Genomic DNA, 14812 nt, shown 5'->3' with positions numbered 1-14812 from the left:
AACCAGATGACAAACTGAGGCGTTAAGTGGGGGCATTTGCTTTCGGTGTGGTTGCCTTCCGGCCCGCAGGCGGTTGGGCACGCTGCTTTTTCTCTCTATGAATTCCCCCATTTCCCGTAATCCCTTGATTGATGTCATCAAGGGTTTGGCCTGTGCTGTGATTGTTTGGCACCATCTGGCGTTTTATGGGCCAATGTCCGATGTGGTGCATCTTCAGGCACCAACCTTGATAGAGTGGCTGTACAACAATGCCCGCATGGCGGTGCAAGTCTTTTTGGTGTTGGGGGGGTATCTGGCAGCAGCCAGTTTGGCACCACAGCAGGTGGCCCGTTTTGACAGTGCAAGTGCGCAATTGTTGCGCCGTTTTGTGCGTCTGGTCGTGCCTTATGCGGTGGCGCTGTTGTTGGCTGTCGGCGTTGCGGCGTTGGTGCGGCCTTGGTTTGAGCATCCCAGCGTGCCCGATGCTCCTTCGCTGTCGCAATGGTTGGCCCATGCCTTGCTCTTGCAAGACGTTGTTGGGGAGGAGGCACTGTCTGCAGGCGTTTGGTATGTAGCAATCGACTTTCAGCTGTTTGTCCTCAGCGTTGGTTTGCTGGCTGCAGGTCGTGCTTGGTCGGGCCAGCACCACCACAGAGCCGTTTTTGTGAGCACGCTCATGGTGGTGCTGCTCACGGGGGCTTCTTTGCTGTTCTTCAACCGTGACCCTGCCTGGGATCAGTGGGGGGTGTACTTTTTTGGTGCCTACGGTTTAGGTATGTTGTCGTATTGGGCGGTACATGCCTCGCGCCCGAGCCTGTGGTTAGCCGGTATGGCGTTGTTGGGTGTTGTGGCTTTGGGGCTGGATTTTCGGGTGCGGATTGCGGTCGCCTTGGGCACCGCGCTGGCGTTGGTGCTGTTGATGCGGTGCCCGGGGGTTGGGGCGCGATGGCCTGGCATTGCACTGCTACAGCGTTGGGGCCAGATGTCCTATTCGGTTTTCTTGGTGCATTTCCCGGTGTGTTTGCTGGTCAATGCTGTTGTGAGCCATTTCTGGCCGCAGTCGCTGTGGGTCAACAGTGCTGGCTTGGTGCTGGCATTTGCACTTTCGTTGGCGGTGGGGCGCATCCTCTACTTACGGGTAGAGTGCCGAGTGCCATCTTGGACATTGGCGTGGCGCTGGCAAGCCAGTTTGGTGGGTATGGGCTTGCTGGTGGTCTGGCTAGAGTTGTTGGCTTGACAGCGCCTTAATCCAAGGGTGTATCGGTGTTGCCACGTTGTGTGCGCCGGTGGTCAATGAACCACGCCAGCAAGGGCAATAACAGCAGCGATCCCGGAACAATCCAGATGATCAAGTAGGGGCTGACCGAAGAGGCTGAACGCATCACTTGGCGCAGTTGGGCGCGTTCATTGGCACTCCATTGGCCTTGGCGGCGTTGGCGCAACAACCAAACCACCGACCCTTTCATCGTCGCCATTTCTCGGCGCAGCCGAGTTTTTTCTCGATGGTTGCCTGCCAGAAACGAGCTAAACCATTCTGGCCGTTGGGCCATGCGCCGCTCCAGTGCGCGGTGGCGCAGGCGTTGCACCTGCAGCATTCTCGTGCGTGGCATGGTGGGGCTGTCTTTGCGTGCCCGCTCAGCGGTGCAATTCTCCAGCGCGTTCAGGCTGGTAGAGAATGTCCGTGACACGCACGGTCATGGCTTTGCCACCAGGGCCGGGCCATGCCAGCTCGTCTCCTACCGACAAACCCAGCAGCGCACTGCCTACAGGGGCCAGAATCGATACTTTGTCGGCACTGCCATCCAAATCACGGGGATAGACCAGCGTCAGGCGCAGCTCTTTGCCAGTTTCTACCATCGTGAACTGCACGGTGGAGTTCATGGTCACCACGTTGGGGGGCATCTCTTCGGGGGGCAAGACATCGGCACGGTCTAGTTCTGCCTGCAATTCTGCTTTGCCTGCCAACGCACTCGATGGAATGCCCGCCAGCAGCGCCTCAAGACGCTCCAGATCCAAGGAAGACAAAATCAGCGGCGGCTTGTGGCTCATGGCATCCTCACAGTAGGCAAAGGGCCGCAATGTAGCCCATTGTCTATCTCGCACTGGACTGCACGGGCAATCGTAAGCCGCTGTGGCTATTGCCCATGTCAACTGGTGGTGGCGGGCATGGTTTGGGCATTTTGTTGACGGCGGCAAAGGGCATAGATGTCTTGGGCACCTTGGTAGGCCGTGGTTTGCACATTCATAAGGCCCAGTACCGAATGGAAATAGGCATCGTGGGTGATGCGTTTTTGGGCCAATTCTTGTTGTAAGCAAGAGGTTTGCAAGTGGTTGCGTGTCTGCATGGCTGGAGACAGCCAAGTAATCCACGGCACATGCTTTTGCACGTCTGGGGCGATTGCATAGGGCAGACCATGCAGATACAGATTGCCCTCGCCCAAAGATTCGCCGTGGTCTGAAACATACATCATGGCTGTGGAGGCCTGACCAGAGCGATCTTGCAACCATTCAATGGTGGCGTGCAGAAAGGCGTCTGTCGCCACGATGCTGTTGTCATACGCATTCACCACCTGTGCCTGTCCACATTCTTGCAGAGCATTGGAGGTGCATTCGGGCTCAAACCTCTTGTGTGCTTTGGTCGAGCGTTTGAAATAGGCTGGGCCGTGGCTACCCATTTGGTGCATAACTACCACTGTGCCACGGGCACGTTGTTCGGCAGGCAATGCGGCAATCCGGGCATCCAGATCTTTGAGCATGATAGTGTCAGGGCACTCGCCTTGGGGGCACCAGTCGGGGTCGGTGTCACGGCTGGTGCTGGCTTGGGCCACTCGGTCGCAGACACCCTTGCAACCCGATTGATTGTCTATCCACAGCACCGCCAGCCCTGCATGGTGCAATACATCCATCAGACTCTCGAAATTGGCTTTGCGGCCTTCAAAACCTTCGCGCCCAAGATGAGAAAACATACAAGGCACCGATGCCGCTGTACTGGTGCCACAAGACCACGCATTGCGGGCGCTGACCAGATCAGTCCGACTGGACAGCAGTGGGGTGGTGTTGCGTTCATAACCGTTGAGGCCAAAGTGGTCGCTGCGGGCGGTCTCGCCCAGCACCAGCACCAGCAGTGGCGGCTTGGCTTGCTGGGCATAGCTGGCACCGAGTTGGGCATCACGCCCCAGAGGGAGCAGGGTGCTTGTATCCATGCGCAGCGGTTTAGAGACCAAATGCACCAGCGCATAAACGCTATTGAGGGGGTTAATCAGGTAGCGCAACTGGGTGTGGTTACGCATGGTGGAGGCAAAGTCCTGAAACACCAACAGCAAGGCAGCCACCAATATCAACACGGCAGCTGTGAGCAGGCCTGCATTGTGGGCCAGATGGCGCACCACCCCTAGCGAGCGTACTGGATAGCGCCACAACCACCATAGCGGGGGCGCAGCCAGTGCCACCACGGTGGCAGGCAAACGCCAGTTGAGCAAATCGCCAGCTTCGCGCACATCGGTTTGCAGCACATTGGTCAACATGCTGGCATCAATCACGATGCCATAGTTGAGCATAAAGTAACTGCCAAAAGCGGCCATGATCACAAAGCTGCCCAGCACCCACTTGGTGGCACGACCCCAAGCCAACAGGCTTAACACGGCTACGTTGCCTGCCGCCACAATCACCGCAAAAGCCAGCACAAACCCCCAGCCATGCAGGCCTCCACCGCTGGGTAAGGCCGTGACTTCGCGCCACAGGGCGGCATTGCACACCGTAGCCAACCAGGCGCTGACCAGCACCATCAGCCAGGCAGGATGCCAGGCCAGAGGTGCGGTACTGTTGACGCTGGCTGTGTCTGAGGAGCGGGGGCGGAGGCGAGAGCTGGCTAAAAAAGACAGCCAGCGGGTCAGGGTCTGGGGCATAGGCGGCGATTGTTGTGCCGCTGCCTTAAGTGCAGATTAATGTTGTGCCAAGCCTGAGAGATGAAGGGCGTTGCTCAGTAAACCACTACCGAGCGGATCGATTTGCCCTCGTGCATTAAGTCAAATGCGCTATTGATATCGCTCAGTGGCATGGTGTGGGTGACAAAAGGTGCCAGCTGGATTTTGCCGCTCATTGCATCTTCCACCATGCCGGGCAACTCACTGCGGCCTTTGACCCCACCAAAGGCAGAGCCCAGCCACTTGCGCCCAGTGACCAATTGGAAGGGGCGGGTAGAGATTTCTTTACCCGCACCAGCTACCCCAATGATGACGCTCTGACCCCAGCCCCGGTGGGCGCACTCCAGCGCCGCACGCATCACCTCGACATTGCCAATGCACTCAAAGCTGTGGTCTACGCCCCAACCGGTCATCTCGACAATCACTTGCTGGATCGGCTTGTCAAAATCTTTTGGATTGACAAAATCCGTGGCCCCAAACACCTTGGCCAAATCAAATTTGGCCGGGTTGGTATCAATGGCGATGATGCGCCCAGCTTTGGCGAGCTTGGCCCCTTGAATCACGGCCAAGCCAATGCCACCCAAACCAAACACGGCTACGCTGTCGCCCTCTTGCACTTTGGCCGTGTTTTTCACGGCCCCTAGGCCGGTGGTGACGCCACAACCGAGTAGGCATACTTGTTCTGGGTTGGCCTCGGGGTTGATCTTGGCCAGTGAGACTTCGGCCACCACGGTGTATTCACTGAAAGTAGAGCAGCCCATATAGTGGTAAATGGGCTGGCCGTTGTACGAGAAGCGCGTAGTGCCATCGGGCATCACACCTTTGCCTTGGGTAGCACGCACGGCCACGCAGAGGTTGGTTTTGCCAGATTTGCAGAACAAGCACTCGCCGCACTCGGCGGTATAGAGCGGAATCACATGGTCGCCGGGTTTGACGCTGGTGACGCCTTCGCCCACCTCCACCACAATGCCTGCACCCTCGTGGCCCAGCACCGCCGGAAAGATACCTTCTGGGTCTTCACCCGACAGGGTAAACGCATCGGTGTGGCATACGCCGGTGTGCGTAATTTTGACCAGCACCTCACCTTTTTGCGGCGGTGCCACATCAATTTCAACGATTTGCAGGGGTTCACCGGCCTTGAAGGCAACAGCAGCTTTGGATTTCATGGGGTAAATATTCTGAAAGGATGGTGAAAAGAAGGTTGCAGCAGCGCATAGCCATGCCGCATAGACTCGCAACTATAGGCCAGCACTGGACGATGGGGCAAGCCGATGCAGCGCAACAGGACGAAATGGGCCTTCGTCCTGCCAGCCCATAATGGGGCACCGTTTTATTCCATGCCAAGTCCATACATGAAAACGACTGCTCTGACTCCGCTCCAGTGGAAAATTACCAAGGATGGTTCCGTGTCTGAAGTAGCCGCTCTGCGCGTTGGCATCATCGCCGTAGGGTATGGCGGCTGTGAAATGTTGCCACAGGTAGCCGCAGCCTTGGGCCAAACGGTTATGAGTACCATTGCCCTCCATACCGATACCGAAGAACTGGCGGCCAGTCTGGCCCAACACCGGCTGCACTTTAACAACACAGCCAAAGAGGCTTGGCCAGAAGACCTACAGGCGCAACTTCACACTTTGCAGCCAGTTTTAGCTACGCTGCAGGTGGTCTTTCTGCTGGCCCATTTGGGCGATGAAATCAGTGCCCACTTGTCCCCCACCCTAGCCGACCTGCTGGCAGCACAAAAATCACCCTGTGTGGCCGTAGTGACAACGCCGTTTGAGTACGAAGGCGGACGCAGGCAGCGGCGTGCCAACGAGTCTCTACAGTCTTTACAGGGGCGGGCGCCCATGCTGTGCGAGGTATCAGGCGACCTGATACTGGAACAAAACTCAGACATCACGCAGACGGAAGCCGCAGAAACCACCACGGAATGGACGGAGCAGATTTGTCGCAGTGTCTTGGCGCTGTTGGATCCGGGTGGTTTGGTGGCTTTGGATTGGCAAGACATCCAGCAAACCTTTGGTTCCGAAGTGCTGGTGATGGGCAAAGGCACAGCGACTGGGCCACAAGCTCCCTTGCGTGCTTTTGTGGCGGCGCTCGATGGCCCCTTGCTGAACGCTGAAACGTTGCGCCAGGCGGATGCTGTGTTGGTGGTGCTGGAGGCCGTGCCGGAAATGCTACAGCTTTGGCAGGTGCGCGATTTGATGGCTACTGTTCGCAAAACGCTGTCGTTGGATGCCGAAATGCTGTTCAGTGCTGTGCCTGTGGCCGAACAGGAGGGGGCAGCGGTGATGAGCGTTTTTTTGCCTAAGGGGGAATATAGTTGCCAATCAAAACCAACACCGTTGCATCAAGCCTGAGGCTGTATAAATAATTTTATGTAATCCATGTAAAAATTTTTAATATTTTCAACATATTCAATTTAAACAATCGCGTTTGATTGATATCAAATCGGTATTTTTAAGGGTAAATATGCTGTTGCTGGAAGATAATTTAAGCAGAGAAATCAAAAAACTTTTGAGCGGAGACAATACGTTGCGTATTGCCGTTGCTTTTATTGGCAATGGAGCAAGCCGATTAATCAATCCGATGGCGAGAGATGTTAGGATTGTCTGCAACTTGACCATGGGCGGCACCAATCCCGTAGAAGTTGCAAGACTTATTGAGCAATTCGGCAAGGAAAACATCAGACAAATCGACAATCTTCATGCCAAGCTCTACATCAGTTCTGAGTATGCAATTGTCGGTTCTGCCAACATGTCTAACAATGGTCTTGGTACCCAGCCCAATGCGTTGCGCGAAGCAGGATATAAATTTAATCTCGATCAGCCCAGTGGAAAACGTAGCCTAGATTGGTTTCATAATTTATGGGAAAGCGCACATCCAATCACCGATCAAGACCTGAAAGAGACAGCAGAAAAATGGAGTCGGAGGAATCGAGCTAGAGATGGTGAGGATGTGATTGAGTCACCACCGCCTGAGATACTGGAACAGCAGCCACTGTCAGAGTTTTTGAAAAACACTCCCCTCAGTGCAGATTGTATTTTTTCCTTTTATTATCACTCTAGGCCGAGACTCAATGAAGAAGATGAAGCGAAAATTCAAGGAGGTTATGGTAATGAAATTGAATATTTTGAGGAAGGCACTTATGATAATAAAAAAGATGCTGATAGGCAGTGCAATCAAATACGAAATAGATTGGAGCTTTCACCAAACGGAAAAATTGTATTTTGCATAAATATGGTGGCAACAAGAAACCCGAGAGGCAATAAATTCCGGGCAGATTCATTTGTTGCGAAAATCAAAGATATTCTTGTTTTTAAAAGTTCTGCGGGCAAATTTGAAGTTATTTCTTTGCACGAGGAGTGCAAAAATTACCCAATAACAATTGATGAAAAATTTACAGAACTTCTTTCTTCGGCATATATAGATACCGTAAAACATCCAAATTTTTACAATTTTGTAAACGAAGCACTTGGTGTGCAGAATAATTATTGCACTTTCAGTGAGTTGAAAAATGCTTTGAATTAAAATACAGCACTTTGATCTTGTCACCAAAACTAAAAAAGCAGCGGTAGCACATTGTCTGCCACGGCAATTAAACAAACGACAGGCAAGAAAAAACCCGCCGGGGCACGGCGGGTTTTCAACATTTGCAGCACCTAGGCGCTGCAAAAGACCATTGAGGCTTTTTAGGCCACGTCGCGGCGGGGCGAGCCGGTGAACAGTTGGCGTGGGCGGCCAATTTTGTACTCGGGGTCGCTGATCATTTCGTTCAGTTGGGCAATCCAGCCCACGGTACGGGCCAGAGCAAAAATACCAGTGAACAGGTTGACGGGGATGCCGATGGCGCGTTGCACGATACCGGAGTAGAAGTCTACGTTGGGGTAGAGCTTGCGTTGAACGAAGTAATCGTCTTCCAGAGCGATCTTTTCCAGTTCCTTGGCCAGCTTGAACAGCGGATCGTTTTCCAGACCCAGTTCGGCCAGCACTTCGTTGCAAGTTTCTTGCATCAGCTTGGCGCGGGGATCGTAGTTCTTGTACACGCGGTGACCAAAACCCATCAGCTTGACGCCGGAGTTTTTGTCCTTGACCTTTTCCATGAACTCGCCAACCTTGGACACACCACCTTGGCGCTGGATGTCTTCCAGCATGTTCAGGCAGGCTTCGTTGGCGCCGCCGTGGGCAGGGCCCCACAGGCAAGCTACACCGGCAGAGATAGCGGCAAACGGATTGGTACCCGAAGAGCCGCACAGGCGCACAGTGGAGGTGGAGGCATTTTGCTCGTGGTCAGCGTGCAAGATGAAGATGCGATCCATCGCACGTTCGATCACAGGGTTGACCTTGTACTCTTCGCAAGGCGTACCAAACATCATGCGCAGGAAGTTGCCAGCGTAGCTCAGGTTGTTCTGTGGGTACATGTAAGGCTCACCCTTACCGTACTTGTAAGCCATTGCCACCAAGGTAGGCATCTTGGCAATCAGGCGGATTGCGGCCACATCACGGTGCTCGGGGTTGTTGATGTCGGTGCTATCGTGGTAGAAGGCCGACATGGCACCCACCAAGCCGGTCAGCACAGCCATCGGGTGGGCATCACGGCGGAAGCCACGCAGGAAGAACTGCATTTGCTCATTGACCATGGTGTGATCCAGCACCAGCTTGTGGAAGTCGGCACGCTGGCCGGCGCTGGGCAGTTCACCCTTGAGCAACAGGTAACAGGTGTCGAGGTAGTCGCACTTGGTAGCCAGTTGTTCGATGGGGTAGCCACGGTAGAGCAACTCACCCTTATCGCCATCAATATAAGTAATGGCCGATTGGCAGGAGGCGGTGGACAGGAAGCCAGGATCGTAGGTGAACATGCCTGTTTGGCCGTACAGCTTACGGATGTCAATGACATCTGGGCCGATGTTGCCATGGTACACAGGAAGTTCCACGCTGGGGCTGCCGTTGGAGAACGACAGGGTGGCTTTGTTGTCAGCTAACTTCATTGCTAATTTCCTTGGGGTAGGTTGCCGATGGTCGGGGCTGGGGAGCGGTGTGGGTTTAGTGCGCTGGCGCGGGTGCGTCACTGCCACCTTGGCGCATCATGCCAAGCACTTCACGCACTTCTTCGGTGTCCAACGCACCTTCGGGATCACGCCGCTGTAGCAGCAGATCCAGCAGGTCGTTGTCTGCCAAATCCATCAACGCATTCATGCCATTGGCATGGCGTTGGGTCAATTGAGAAGCAAAGCGGGTGAAAAACCGTTCGATGAACAAGTCGTTCTCCACCATGCCACGCCGACTGCGCCAGCGCAACATGCTTACCGCCCGCTCATCCAGCAGTGGCAAAGTTGCCACCGCGTCGGAGGATGGAATTTCACCCATGATCTGTCTGTGCCTTAGATGGCGCGACGCACCATCAGCTCTTTGATCTTGCCAATGGCCCGGGTGGGGTTCAGACCCTTGGGGCACACATCGACGCAGTTCATGATGGTGTGGCAGCGGAACAGACGGTAGGGGTCTTCCAGATTGTCTAGGCGTGCAGCGGTTTCTTCGTCACGGCTGTCGGCGATGAAGCGATACGCTTGCAGCAGACCAGCGGGGCCAACAAACTTGTCGGGGTTCCACCAGAAGCTAGGGCAGCTGGTCGAGCAGCTGGCGCACAAAATGCACTCGTACAGGCCGTTGAGTTCTTCACGCTCTTCGGGCGACTGCAGGCGCTCTTTGGTGGGCGAGGTCAGGCTGTCGTTTTGCAGGTAGGGCTTGATCGAGTTGTACTGCTTGAAGAACTGCGTCATGTCCACGATCAGATCGCGAATCACGGGCAGACCGGGCAGGGGCTTGAGCACGATGTCACCTTGCAGGGTGTTCATGTTGGTCAGGCAGGCCAAACCGTTCTTGCCATTGATGTTCATGGCATCAGAGCCACACACGCCCTCACGGCAAGAGCGCCGGAAAGAGATGGTGGGGTCTTGTTCCTTGAGCTTGACCAGTGCATCGAGCAACATGCGTTCGTGGCCGTCCAGATCGATCTGCACGGTTTGCATGTAGGGCTTGGCATCCTTGTCTGGATCGTAGCGGTAGATTTTGAAAGTGCGTTTTGCCATTGTTTGCTCCAGTTCGCTGCGATCAGAAGGTACGGACCTTGGGCGGCACGCTGTCCACGGTCAAGGGCTTGAGGTTCACGGGCTTGTAGGTCAAGCTGTTGTTGGCGCTGTGCCACAGGGTGTGCTTCATCCACTCCTTGTCGTTACGACCCAGTGGGAATTCGGCGTGGTCGGCAGGATGCTCGTAGTCGTATACGGTGTGGGCGCCACGGCATTCTTTGCGGGCAGCTGCCGAAGTCATGGTGGCTTGTGCCACTTCGATCAGGTTGTCCACTTCCAGAGCTTCCATACGGGCGGTGTTCCAGACTTTGGACTTGTCTTGCAAAGTCACGGAGGACACTTGCTCGCGCAGGGCGTTGATCTTGACCACACCTTCGTCCATACCCTTTTGCGTGCGGAACACGCCAGCGTGTTGCTGCATCGAGGTGCGGATGTTGTTGGCAAGTGCCTGTGCATAGGTGCCGCTCTTGGATTCTTGCAGTTGGTTCAGGCGCGTCAGGGTACGCTCAGAACCATTGGCGGGCACGGGTTGGTGGTCGCCATGCGCTTTAACAAACTGAACGATGTGCTTACCAGCCGACTTGCCAAACACCAACAAATCGAGCAGCGAATTGGTGCCCAGACGGTTAGCACCATGCACCGACACGCAGGAGCATTCGCCCACTGCATACAGGCCATTGACCACATGGTTTTGCACACCATCGTGTACCACCACTTGACCATTGATATTGGTCGGGATACCGCCCATTTGGTAATGGATGGTGGGCACAACGGGAATGGGCTCTTTGGTGATGTCGACGTTGGCGAAGTTGTGGCCGATTTCTTCCACCGAGGGCAGACGCTTGCGGATGGTGTCGGCGCCGAGGTGGTCCAACTTCATCAGGATGTAGTCCTTGTTGGGGCCACAGCCACGGCCTTCCTTGATTTCTTGGTCCATCGAGCGCGACACGAAATCGCGTGGTGCCAAGTCTTTCAGGGTAGGCGCATAGCGTTCCATGAAGCGTTCGCCATTGCTATTGAGCAAAATAGCACCTTCGCCACGGCAGCCTTCGGTCAGCAGCACACCTGCACCGGCCACGCCGGTGGGGTGGAACTGCCAAAATTCCATGTCTTGCAGCGGAATACCTGCGCGGGCCGCCATGCCCAAGCCATCGCCAGTGTTGATGAAGGCGTTGGTCGAAGCAGCAAAAATACGACCAGCGCCACCCGTAGCCAGCAGCACAGCTTTGGCGTGCAACTCGTACAGGTCGCCAGTCTCTAGCTCTAGCGCCGTGACGCCGACCACATCGCCTTGGCTGTTGCGGATCAAGTCCAGTGCCATCCACTCAACAAAGAAGTTGGTCTTGGCTTTGACGTTTTGCTGGTACAGCGTGTGCAGCATGGCGTGGCCGGTACGGTCAGCCGCTGCGCAAGCGCGTTGCACGGGTTTTTCGCCATAGTTGGCGGTATGACCACCGAACGGACGTTGGTAAATGGTGCCATCAGGGTTGCGGTCGAATGGCATACCGAAGTGTTCCAACTCGATCACGACGTTGGGGGCTTCGCGGCACATGAACTCAATCGCGTCTTGGTCGCCCAGCCAGTCAGAACCCTTGATGGTGTCGTAGAAGTGATAGTGCCAGTTGTCTTCCGACATGTTGCCCAAAGAGGCCGATACGCCACCTTGGGCGGCCACGGTGTGGCTACGGGTGGGGAACACTTTGGACAGCGAGGCCACATTCAGGCCAGCGCGGGAGAGTTCGAGGGCGGCGCGCATACCAGAGCCGCCGGCCCCGACGATGACGACGTCAAATTTGCGCTTAGTGATGTTAGCGTTGGTGTAGCTCATTATTTACCTTCAGTCGCGGGAATCAGAGACGCCACAAAACTTGGAAACCCCAGCCAGCACAGCCGACCAGCCAGACGATGGTGAAAACCTGCAATACCAGGCGCAGTCCCACGGGTTGGATGTAGTCCATCCAGATGTCACGGACACCCACCCAGACGTGCCAAGCCAATGCCACGATGACAGAGAAAGTGACCACTTTCATCCATTGGCTGGAGAAAATGCCTGCCCAAGCAGCGTAGCCAATGGGGCCTTTGGTAAAGATCAGTTGTGCCAGCACAACCACTGTGAACAGCGCCATCAGGGCCGCTGTGACGCGCTGGCTCAGCCAGTCGCGCAGACCATAGTGGGCACCGACGACGATGCGCTTGGAGCCGTAATTGACGGACATGGTGAAATTCCTTTTGAATGAGGGAGTAGGCTGGGATGCAGTGATGGCGATAGGGCGATCAGTACAAGCCGAACAGCTTGGCACCCAGAACCAAGGTCAGGCCAATGCTCAGCACCAGCGTAACCACGGCAGACGACTTGCCGGACTCTTTGGTGACCGAGTCATGGTTCATATCCATACGCAGGTGGCGCACACCAGCGCAGAAGTGGTGCAGGTAAGCCCAGATGAGGGCCAGTGCCACCAGCTTCACGAACCAGCCGGGCAAAAAGCCCAGACCAGCACTAAAGGCAGCCGTGAAACTCGCAAAGGAGATTTCGGACGACAGCGACATGTCGAACATCCAGAGAATGAACGGCAGCAACAAGAACATGATGACACCACTGGCACGGTGCAGGATCGAAACCCATGCAGCCGGGGCCATGCGATAAGTCGTCAGGTCCTTGAAGGCGTTGATGTTGCGGAATTCAGGCCGCTTTTTGGCTAGCTCAGTCATGGCAAATGCTTTCGTGGATGTAACTGCGTGGTAATTTTTGCGCAGGCAAAGGAAGCCAAAATTCTATTGCAATGCAACAAGGCGTGGATTTGGCGCGGCGCGTATTCTCGATGGTTTGCTGACATGGCGCTGATGGAACCGCCTGTTTAGCTCAAGTCGTTGCGGTAGTGGTGGGTGTCGGTACGGTACAAACCACGGCGTAACTCCATTGGAACATCGTTGTAGGTATAGGCCAGCCGCTCAACGCTCAACAAGGGGGTATCGGGCGAAACTTGTAACAGCTCTGCCTGCTCAGGGTCTGGGAGAACGGCACGAATTTTTTCGGCAGCCCGCACCATGCGCACGCCAAAGTTGAGTTCAAACATGGCGTAAGTGGGGCCGGGGTAACTGGCCATTTGGTGGGCAGTCAGTCCTTTGAACGAAACGCCAGGCAGCCAGATGTCTTCCAAGATAGTAGGCACGCCACTGAACGACAGTATCCGACGTGCTTGCACTACTGGATCGCCAGCGCGCAGACCCAAGATGCGGGCCACATCGGCATTGGCGCGCACCCGTTTGCAATCGATGATGTGGCGCTGCGCTGGACGCTCCACGTTGGCATCACCACTGTCTGGGAGCAGTCGCAGGAAGCGGTATTGCACCTGTTGTTCGGCATGGGTGGCTACAAAGGTGCCCTTGCCTTGGCGGCGCACCACCAAGTTTTCGGCAGCCAGATCGTCAATGGCCTTGCGCACGGTGCCTTGGCTGACGCGAAAGCGTGCAGCCAACTCCATCTCGCTGGGGATGGCTTCGCCGGGCTTCCATTCGCCTGCTTGGAGGCTGTGCAGTATCAAACCCTTGATCTGTTGATACAACGGGCTGAACGCAGGCACAGAAAGCCCCGCAGCACTGGGCAACGAGATGGGATTATCAGAGGAGGGAAAGGGCAATGACGACATGGTGACGCAGGCGCATCATATCTTATATAAGACATAAGACAAATTGACTGGTAGCAAAAATCAACGCTACAATCTTCACCTGTTTGCGGGGCACATGTTGCTGGTAACAGGCGCAGGTGGCAACCGCTGCAATCTCCCCTGTTTTCCTTCACTTCCTGGAGTTTTCCACCATGAGCAAAGCACCCGTTCGCGTGGCCGTCACCGGCGCAGCAGGTCAAATCGGTTACGCCCTGTTGTTCCGCATCGCCTCCGGCGAAATGCTGGGCAAAGACCAGCCCGTCATCTTGCAACTGCTCGAAATCCCAGACGAAAAAGCCCAGAACGCCCTCAAGGGCGTGATCATGGAGCTGGAAGACTGCGCTTTCCCGCTGCTGGCTGGCATTGAGGCCCACTCTGATCCCATGACGGCCTTCAAAGACACCGACTACGCGCTGTTGGTCGGTGCCCGTCCTCGTGGCCCCGGCATGGAACGTGCCGACCTGCTGGCCGCCAACGCTGCCATCTTCACCGTGCAAGGTAAGGCGCTCAATGCCGTGGCTTCGCGCAATGTCAAGGTGCTGGTGGTGGGCAACCCTGCCAACACTAACGCCTACATTGCCATGAAGTCGGCCCCCGATCTGCCAGCCAAGAACTTCACTGCCATGCTGCGTCTGGACCACAACCGCGCTGCTTCGCAAATTGCCGCCAAGACAGGCTCTGCCGTGGGCGACATTCGCAAGCTGACTGTGTGGGGCAACCACTCTCCTACCATGTACGCCGACTACCGTTTTGCCACCATCAATGGCGCTTCGGTCAAAGAAACCATCAACGACCAAGTCTGGAACGCTGAAGTGTTCCTGCCCACCGTGGGCAAGCGTGGCGCTGCCATCATCGCTGCCCGTGGTCTGTCGTCGGCTGCTTCGGCTGCCAACGCTGCCATCGACCACATGCGCGATTGGGCCTTGGGCTCCAATGGCGAGTGGGTCACGATGGGTGTGCCTTCCAACGGCGAGTACGGCATTCCTGCTGGCATCGTGTTTGGCTTCCCCGTCACCACTACCCCTGACGGCGAATACAAAATCGTCGAAGGTCTGGAAATTGATGCCTTCTCGCAAGAGTGCATCAACAAGACTTTGGCCGAGCTGCAAGGCGAAGCCGATGGCGTGAAACACCTGCTGTAAACGCCCCTAAGAGCGCA

The 14812-nt window shown here is 55.6% G+C and carries 15 protein-coding genes; 4 read left to right on the top strand and 11 right to left on the bottom strand.

The window, feature by feature from the left end:
* Window positions 1-97: 97 nt before the first annotated feature.
* Complete coding sequence (locus ACYVB2_RS14545; RefSeq protein ID WP_382434498.1) at window positions 98-1216, top strand: acyltransferase family protein; 1119 nt, start codon at window positions 98-100, stop codon at window positions 1214-1216.
* 7 nt (window positions 1217-1223) lie between these two features.
* Here ACYVB2_RS14545 and ACYVB2_RS14540 read toward each other — a convergent pair whose 3' ends face one another.
* The 4 genes from ACYVB2_RS14540 to ACYVB2_RS14525 all read right to left on the bottom strand — a co-directional run bounded on the left by ACYVB2_RS14540 (window position 1224) and on the right by ACYVB2_RS14525 (window position 5068).
* Window positions 1224-1589 carry a hypothetical protein gene (locus ACYVB2_RS14540; protein ID WP_382434496.1) on the bottom strand — a complete coding sequence of 122 codons (366 nt, stop codon included), beginning with the start codon at window positions 1587-1589 and terminating at the stop codon, window positions 1224-1226.
* A gap of 25 nt (window positions 1590-1614) precedes the next feature.
* The gene (gene rnk, locus ACYVB2_RS14535) at window positions 1615-2028 is read right to left on the bottom strand and encodes a nucleoside diphosphate kinase regulator (protein WP_382434494.1); all 414 of its coding nucleotides are present in this window, start codon (window positions 2026-2028) and stop codon (window positions 1615-1617) included.
* A 98-nt stretch (window positions 2029-2126) separates the two neighbouring features.
* On the bottom strand, window positions 2127-3884 hold the full coding sequence (locus tag ACYVB2_RS14530; RefSeq protein WP_382434492.1) for a phosphoethanolamine transferase: 1758 nt from the start codon (window positions 3882-3884) through the stop codon (window positions 2127-2129).
* A 74-nt stretch (window positions 3885-3958) separates the two neighbouring features.
* The gene (locus ACYVB2_RS14525) at window positions 3959-5068 is read right to left on the bottom strand and encodes an S-(hydroxymethyl)glutathione dehydrogenase/class III alcohol dehydrogenase (protein ID WP_382434490.1); all 1110 of its coding nucleotides are present in this window, start codon (window positions 5066-5068) and stop codon (window positions 3959-3961) included.
* Window positions 5069-5308: 240 nt separating this feature from the next.
* Here ACYVB2_RS14525 and ACYVB2_RS14520 point away from each other — a divergent pair, with 240 nt between their 5' ends.
* Both ACYVB2_RS14520 and ACYVB2_RS14515 read left to right on the top strand, forming a co-directional pair.
* A complete protein-coding gene (locus tag ACYVB2_RS14520) occupies window positions 5309-6259 on the top strand; it encodes an FtsZ/tubulin family protein (RefSeq protein ID WP_460537108.1) in 951 nt (316 codons plus the stop codon).
* 76 nt (window positions 6260-6335) lie between these two features.
* Entirely contained in the window at window positions 6336-7430 is a 1095-nt protein-coding gene (locus tag ACYVB2_RS14515; RefSeq protein WP_382434481.1) for a phospholipase D family protein, read from the top strand.
* A 161-nt stretch (window positions 7431-7591) separates the two neighbouring features.
* On the opposite strand, the gene gltA is transcribed toward ACYVB2_RS14515, so the two are convergent.
* The 7 genes from gltA to ACYVB2_RS14480 all read right to left on the bottom strand — a co-directional run bounded on the left by gltA (window position 7592) and on the right by ACYVB2_RS14480 (window position 13635).
* Window positions 7592-8887 carry a citrate synthase gene (gene gltA, locus ACYVB2_RS14510; protein WP_382434479.1) on the bottom strand — a complete coding sequence of 432 codons (1296 nt, stop codon included), beginning with the start codon at window positions 8885-8887 and terminating at the stop codon, window positions 7592-7594.
* Between the two features lie 55 nt (window positions 8888-8942).
* The gene (locus ACYVB2_RS14505; RefSeq protein ID WP_382434476.1) at window positions 8943-9266 is read right to left on the bottom strand and encodes a succinate dehydrogenase assembly factor 2; all 324 of its coding nucleotides are present in this window, start codon (window positions 9264-9266) and stop codon (window positions 8943-8945) included.
* 14 nt (window positions 9267-9280) lie between these two features.
* Entirely contained in the window at window positions 9281-9988 is a 708-nt protein-coding gene (locus tag ACYVB2_RS14500; protein WP_382434474.1) for a succinate dehydrogenase iron-sulfur subunit, read from the bottom strand.
* Between the two features lie 22 nt (window positions 9989-10010).
* On the bottom strand, window positions 10011-11816 hold the full coding sequence (gene sdhA, locus ACYVB2_RS14495; protein ID WP_382434473.1) for a succinate dehydrogenase flavoprotein subunit: 1806 nt from the start codon (window positions 11814-11816) through the stop codon (window positions 10011-10013).
* A 22-nt stretch (window positions 11817-11838) separates the two neighbouring features.
* The gene (gene sdhD / locus ACYVB2_RS14490; RefSeq protein WP_382434471.1) at window positions 11839-12204 is read right to left on the bottom strand and encodes a succinate dehydrogenase, hydrophobic membrane anchor protein; all 366 of its coding nucleotides are present in this window, start codon (window positions 12202-12204) and stop codon (window positions 11839-11841) included.
* A gap of 58 nt (window positions 12205-12262) precedes the next feature.
* Complete coding sequence (gene sdhC, locus ACYVB2_RS14485; protein ID WP_382434469.1) at window positions 12263-12697, bottom strand: succinate dehydrogenase, cytochrome b556 subunit; 435 nt, start codon at window positions 12695-12697, stop codon at window positions 12263-12265.
* A gap of 146 nt (window positions 12698-12843) precedes the next feature.
* Window positions 12844-13635 carry a GntR family transcriptional regulator gene (locus ACYVB2_RS14480; protein WP_382434467.1) on the bottom strand — a complete coding sequence of 264 codons (792 nt, stop codon included), beginning with the start codon at window positions 13633-13635 and terminating at the stop codon, window positions 12844-12846.
* Window positions 13636-13805: 170 nt separating this feature from the next.
* On the opposite strand from ACYVB2_RS14480, the gene ACYVB2_RS14475 reads away from it, so the two are divergent.
* Window positions 13806-14795 carry a malate dehydrogenase gene (locus ACYVB2_RS14475; RefSeq protein WP_382434465.1) on the top strand — a complete coding sequence of 330 codons (990 nt, stop codon included), beginning with the start codon at window positions 13806-13808 and terminating at the stop codon, window positions 14793-14795.
* Window positions 14796-14812: the final 17 nt, after the last annotated feature.

Source organism: Giesbergeria giesbergeri, assembly GCF_054779375.1.
Note: the sequence above shows the minus strand (reverse complement) of the source record. Positions and strands in the feature narration are given on the sequence as shown.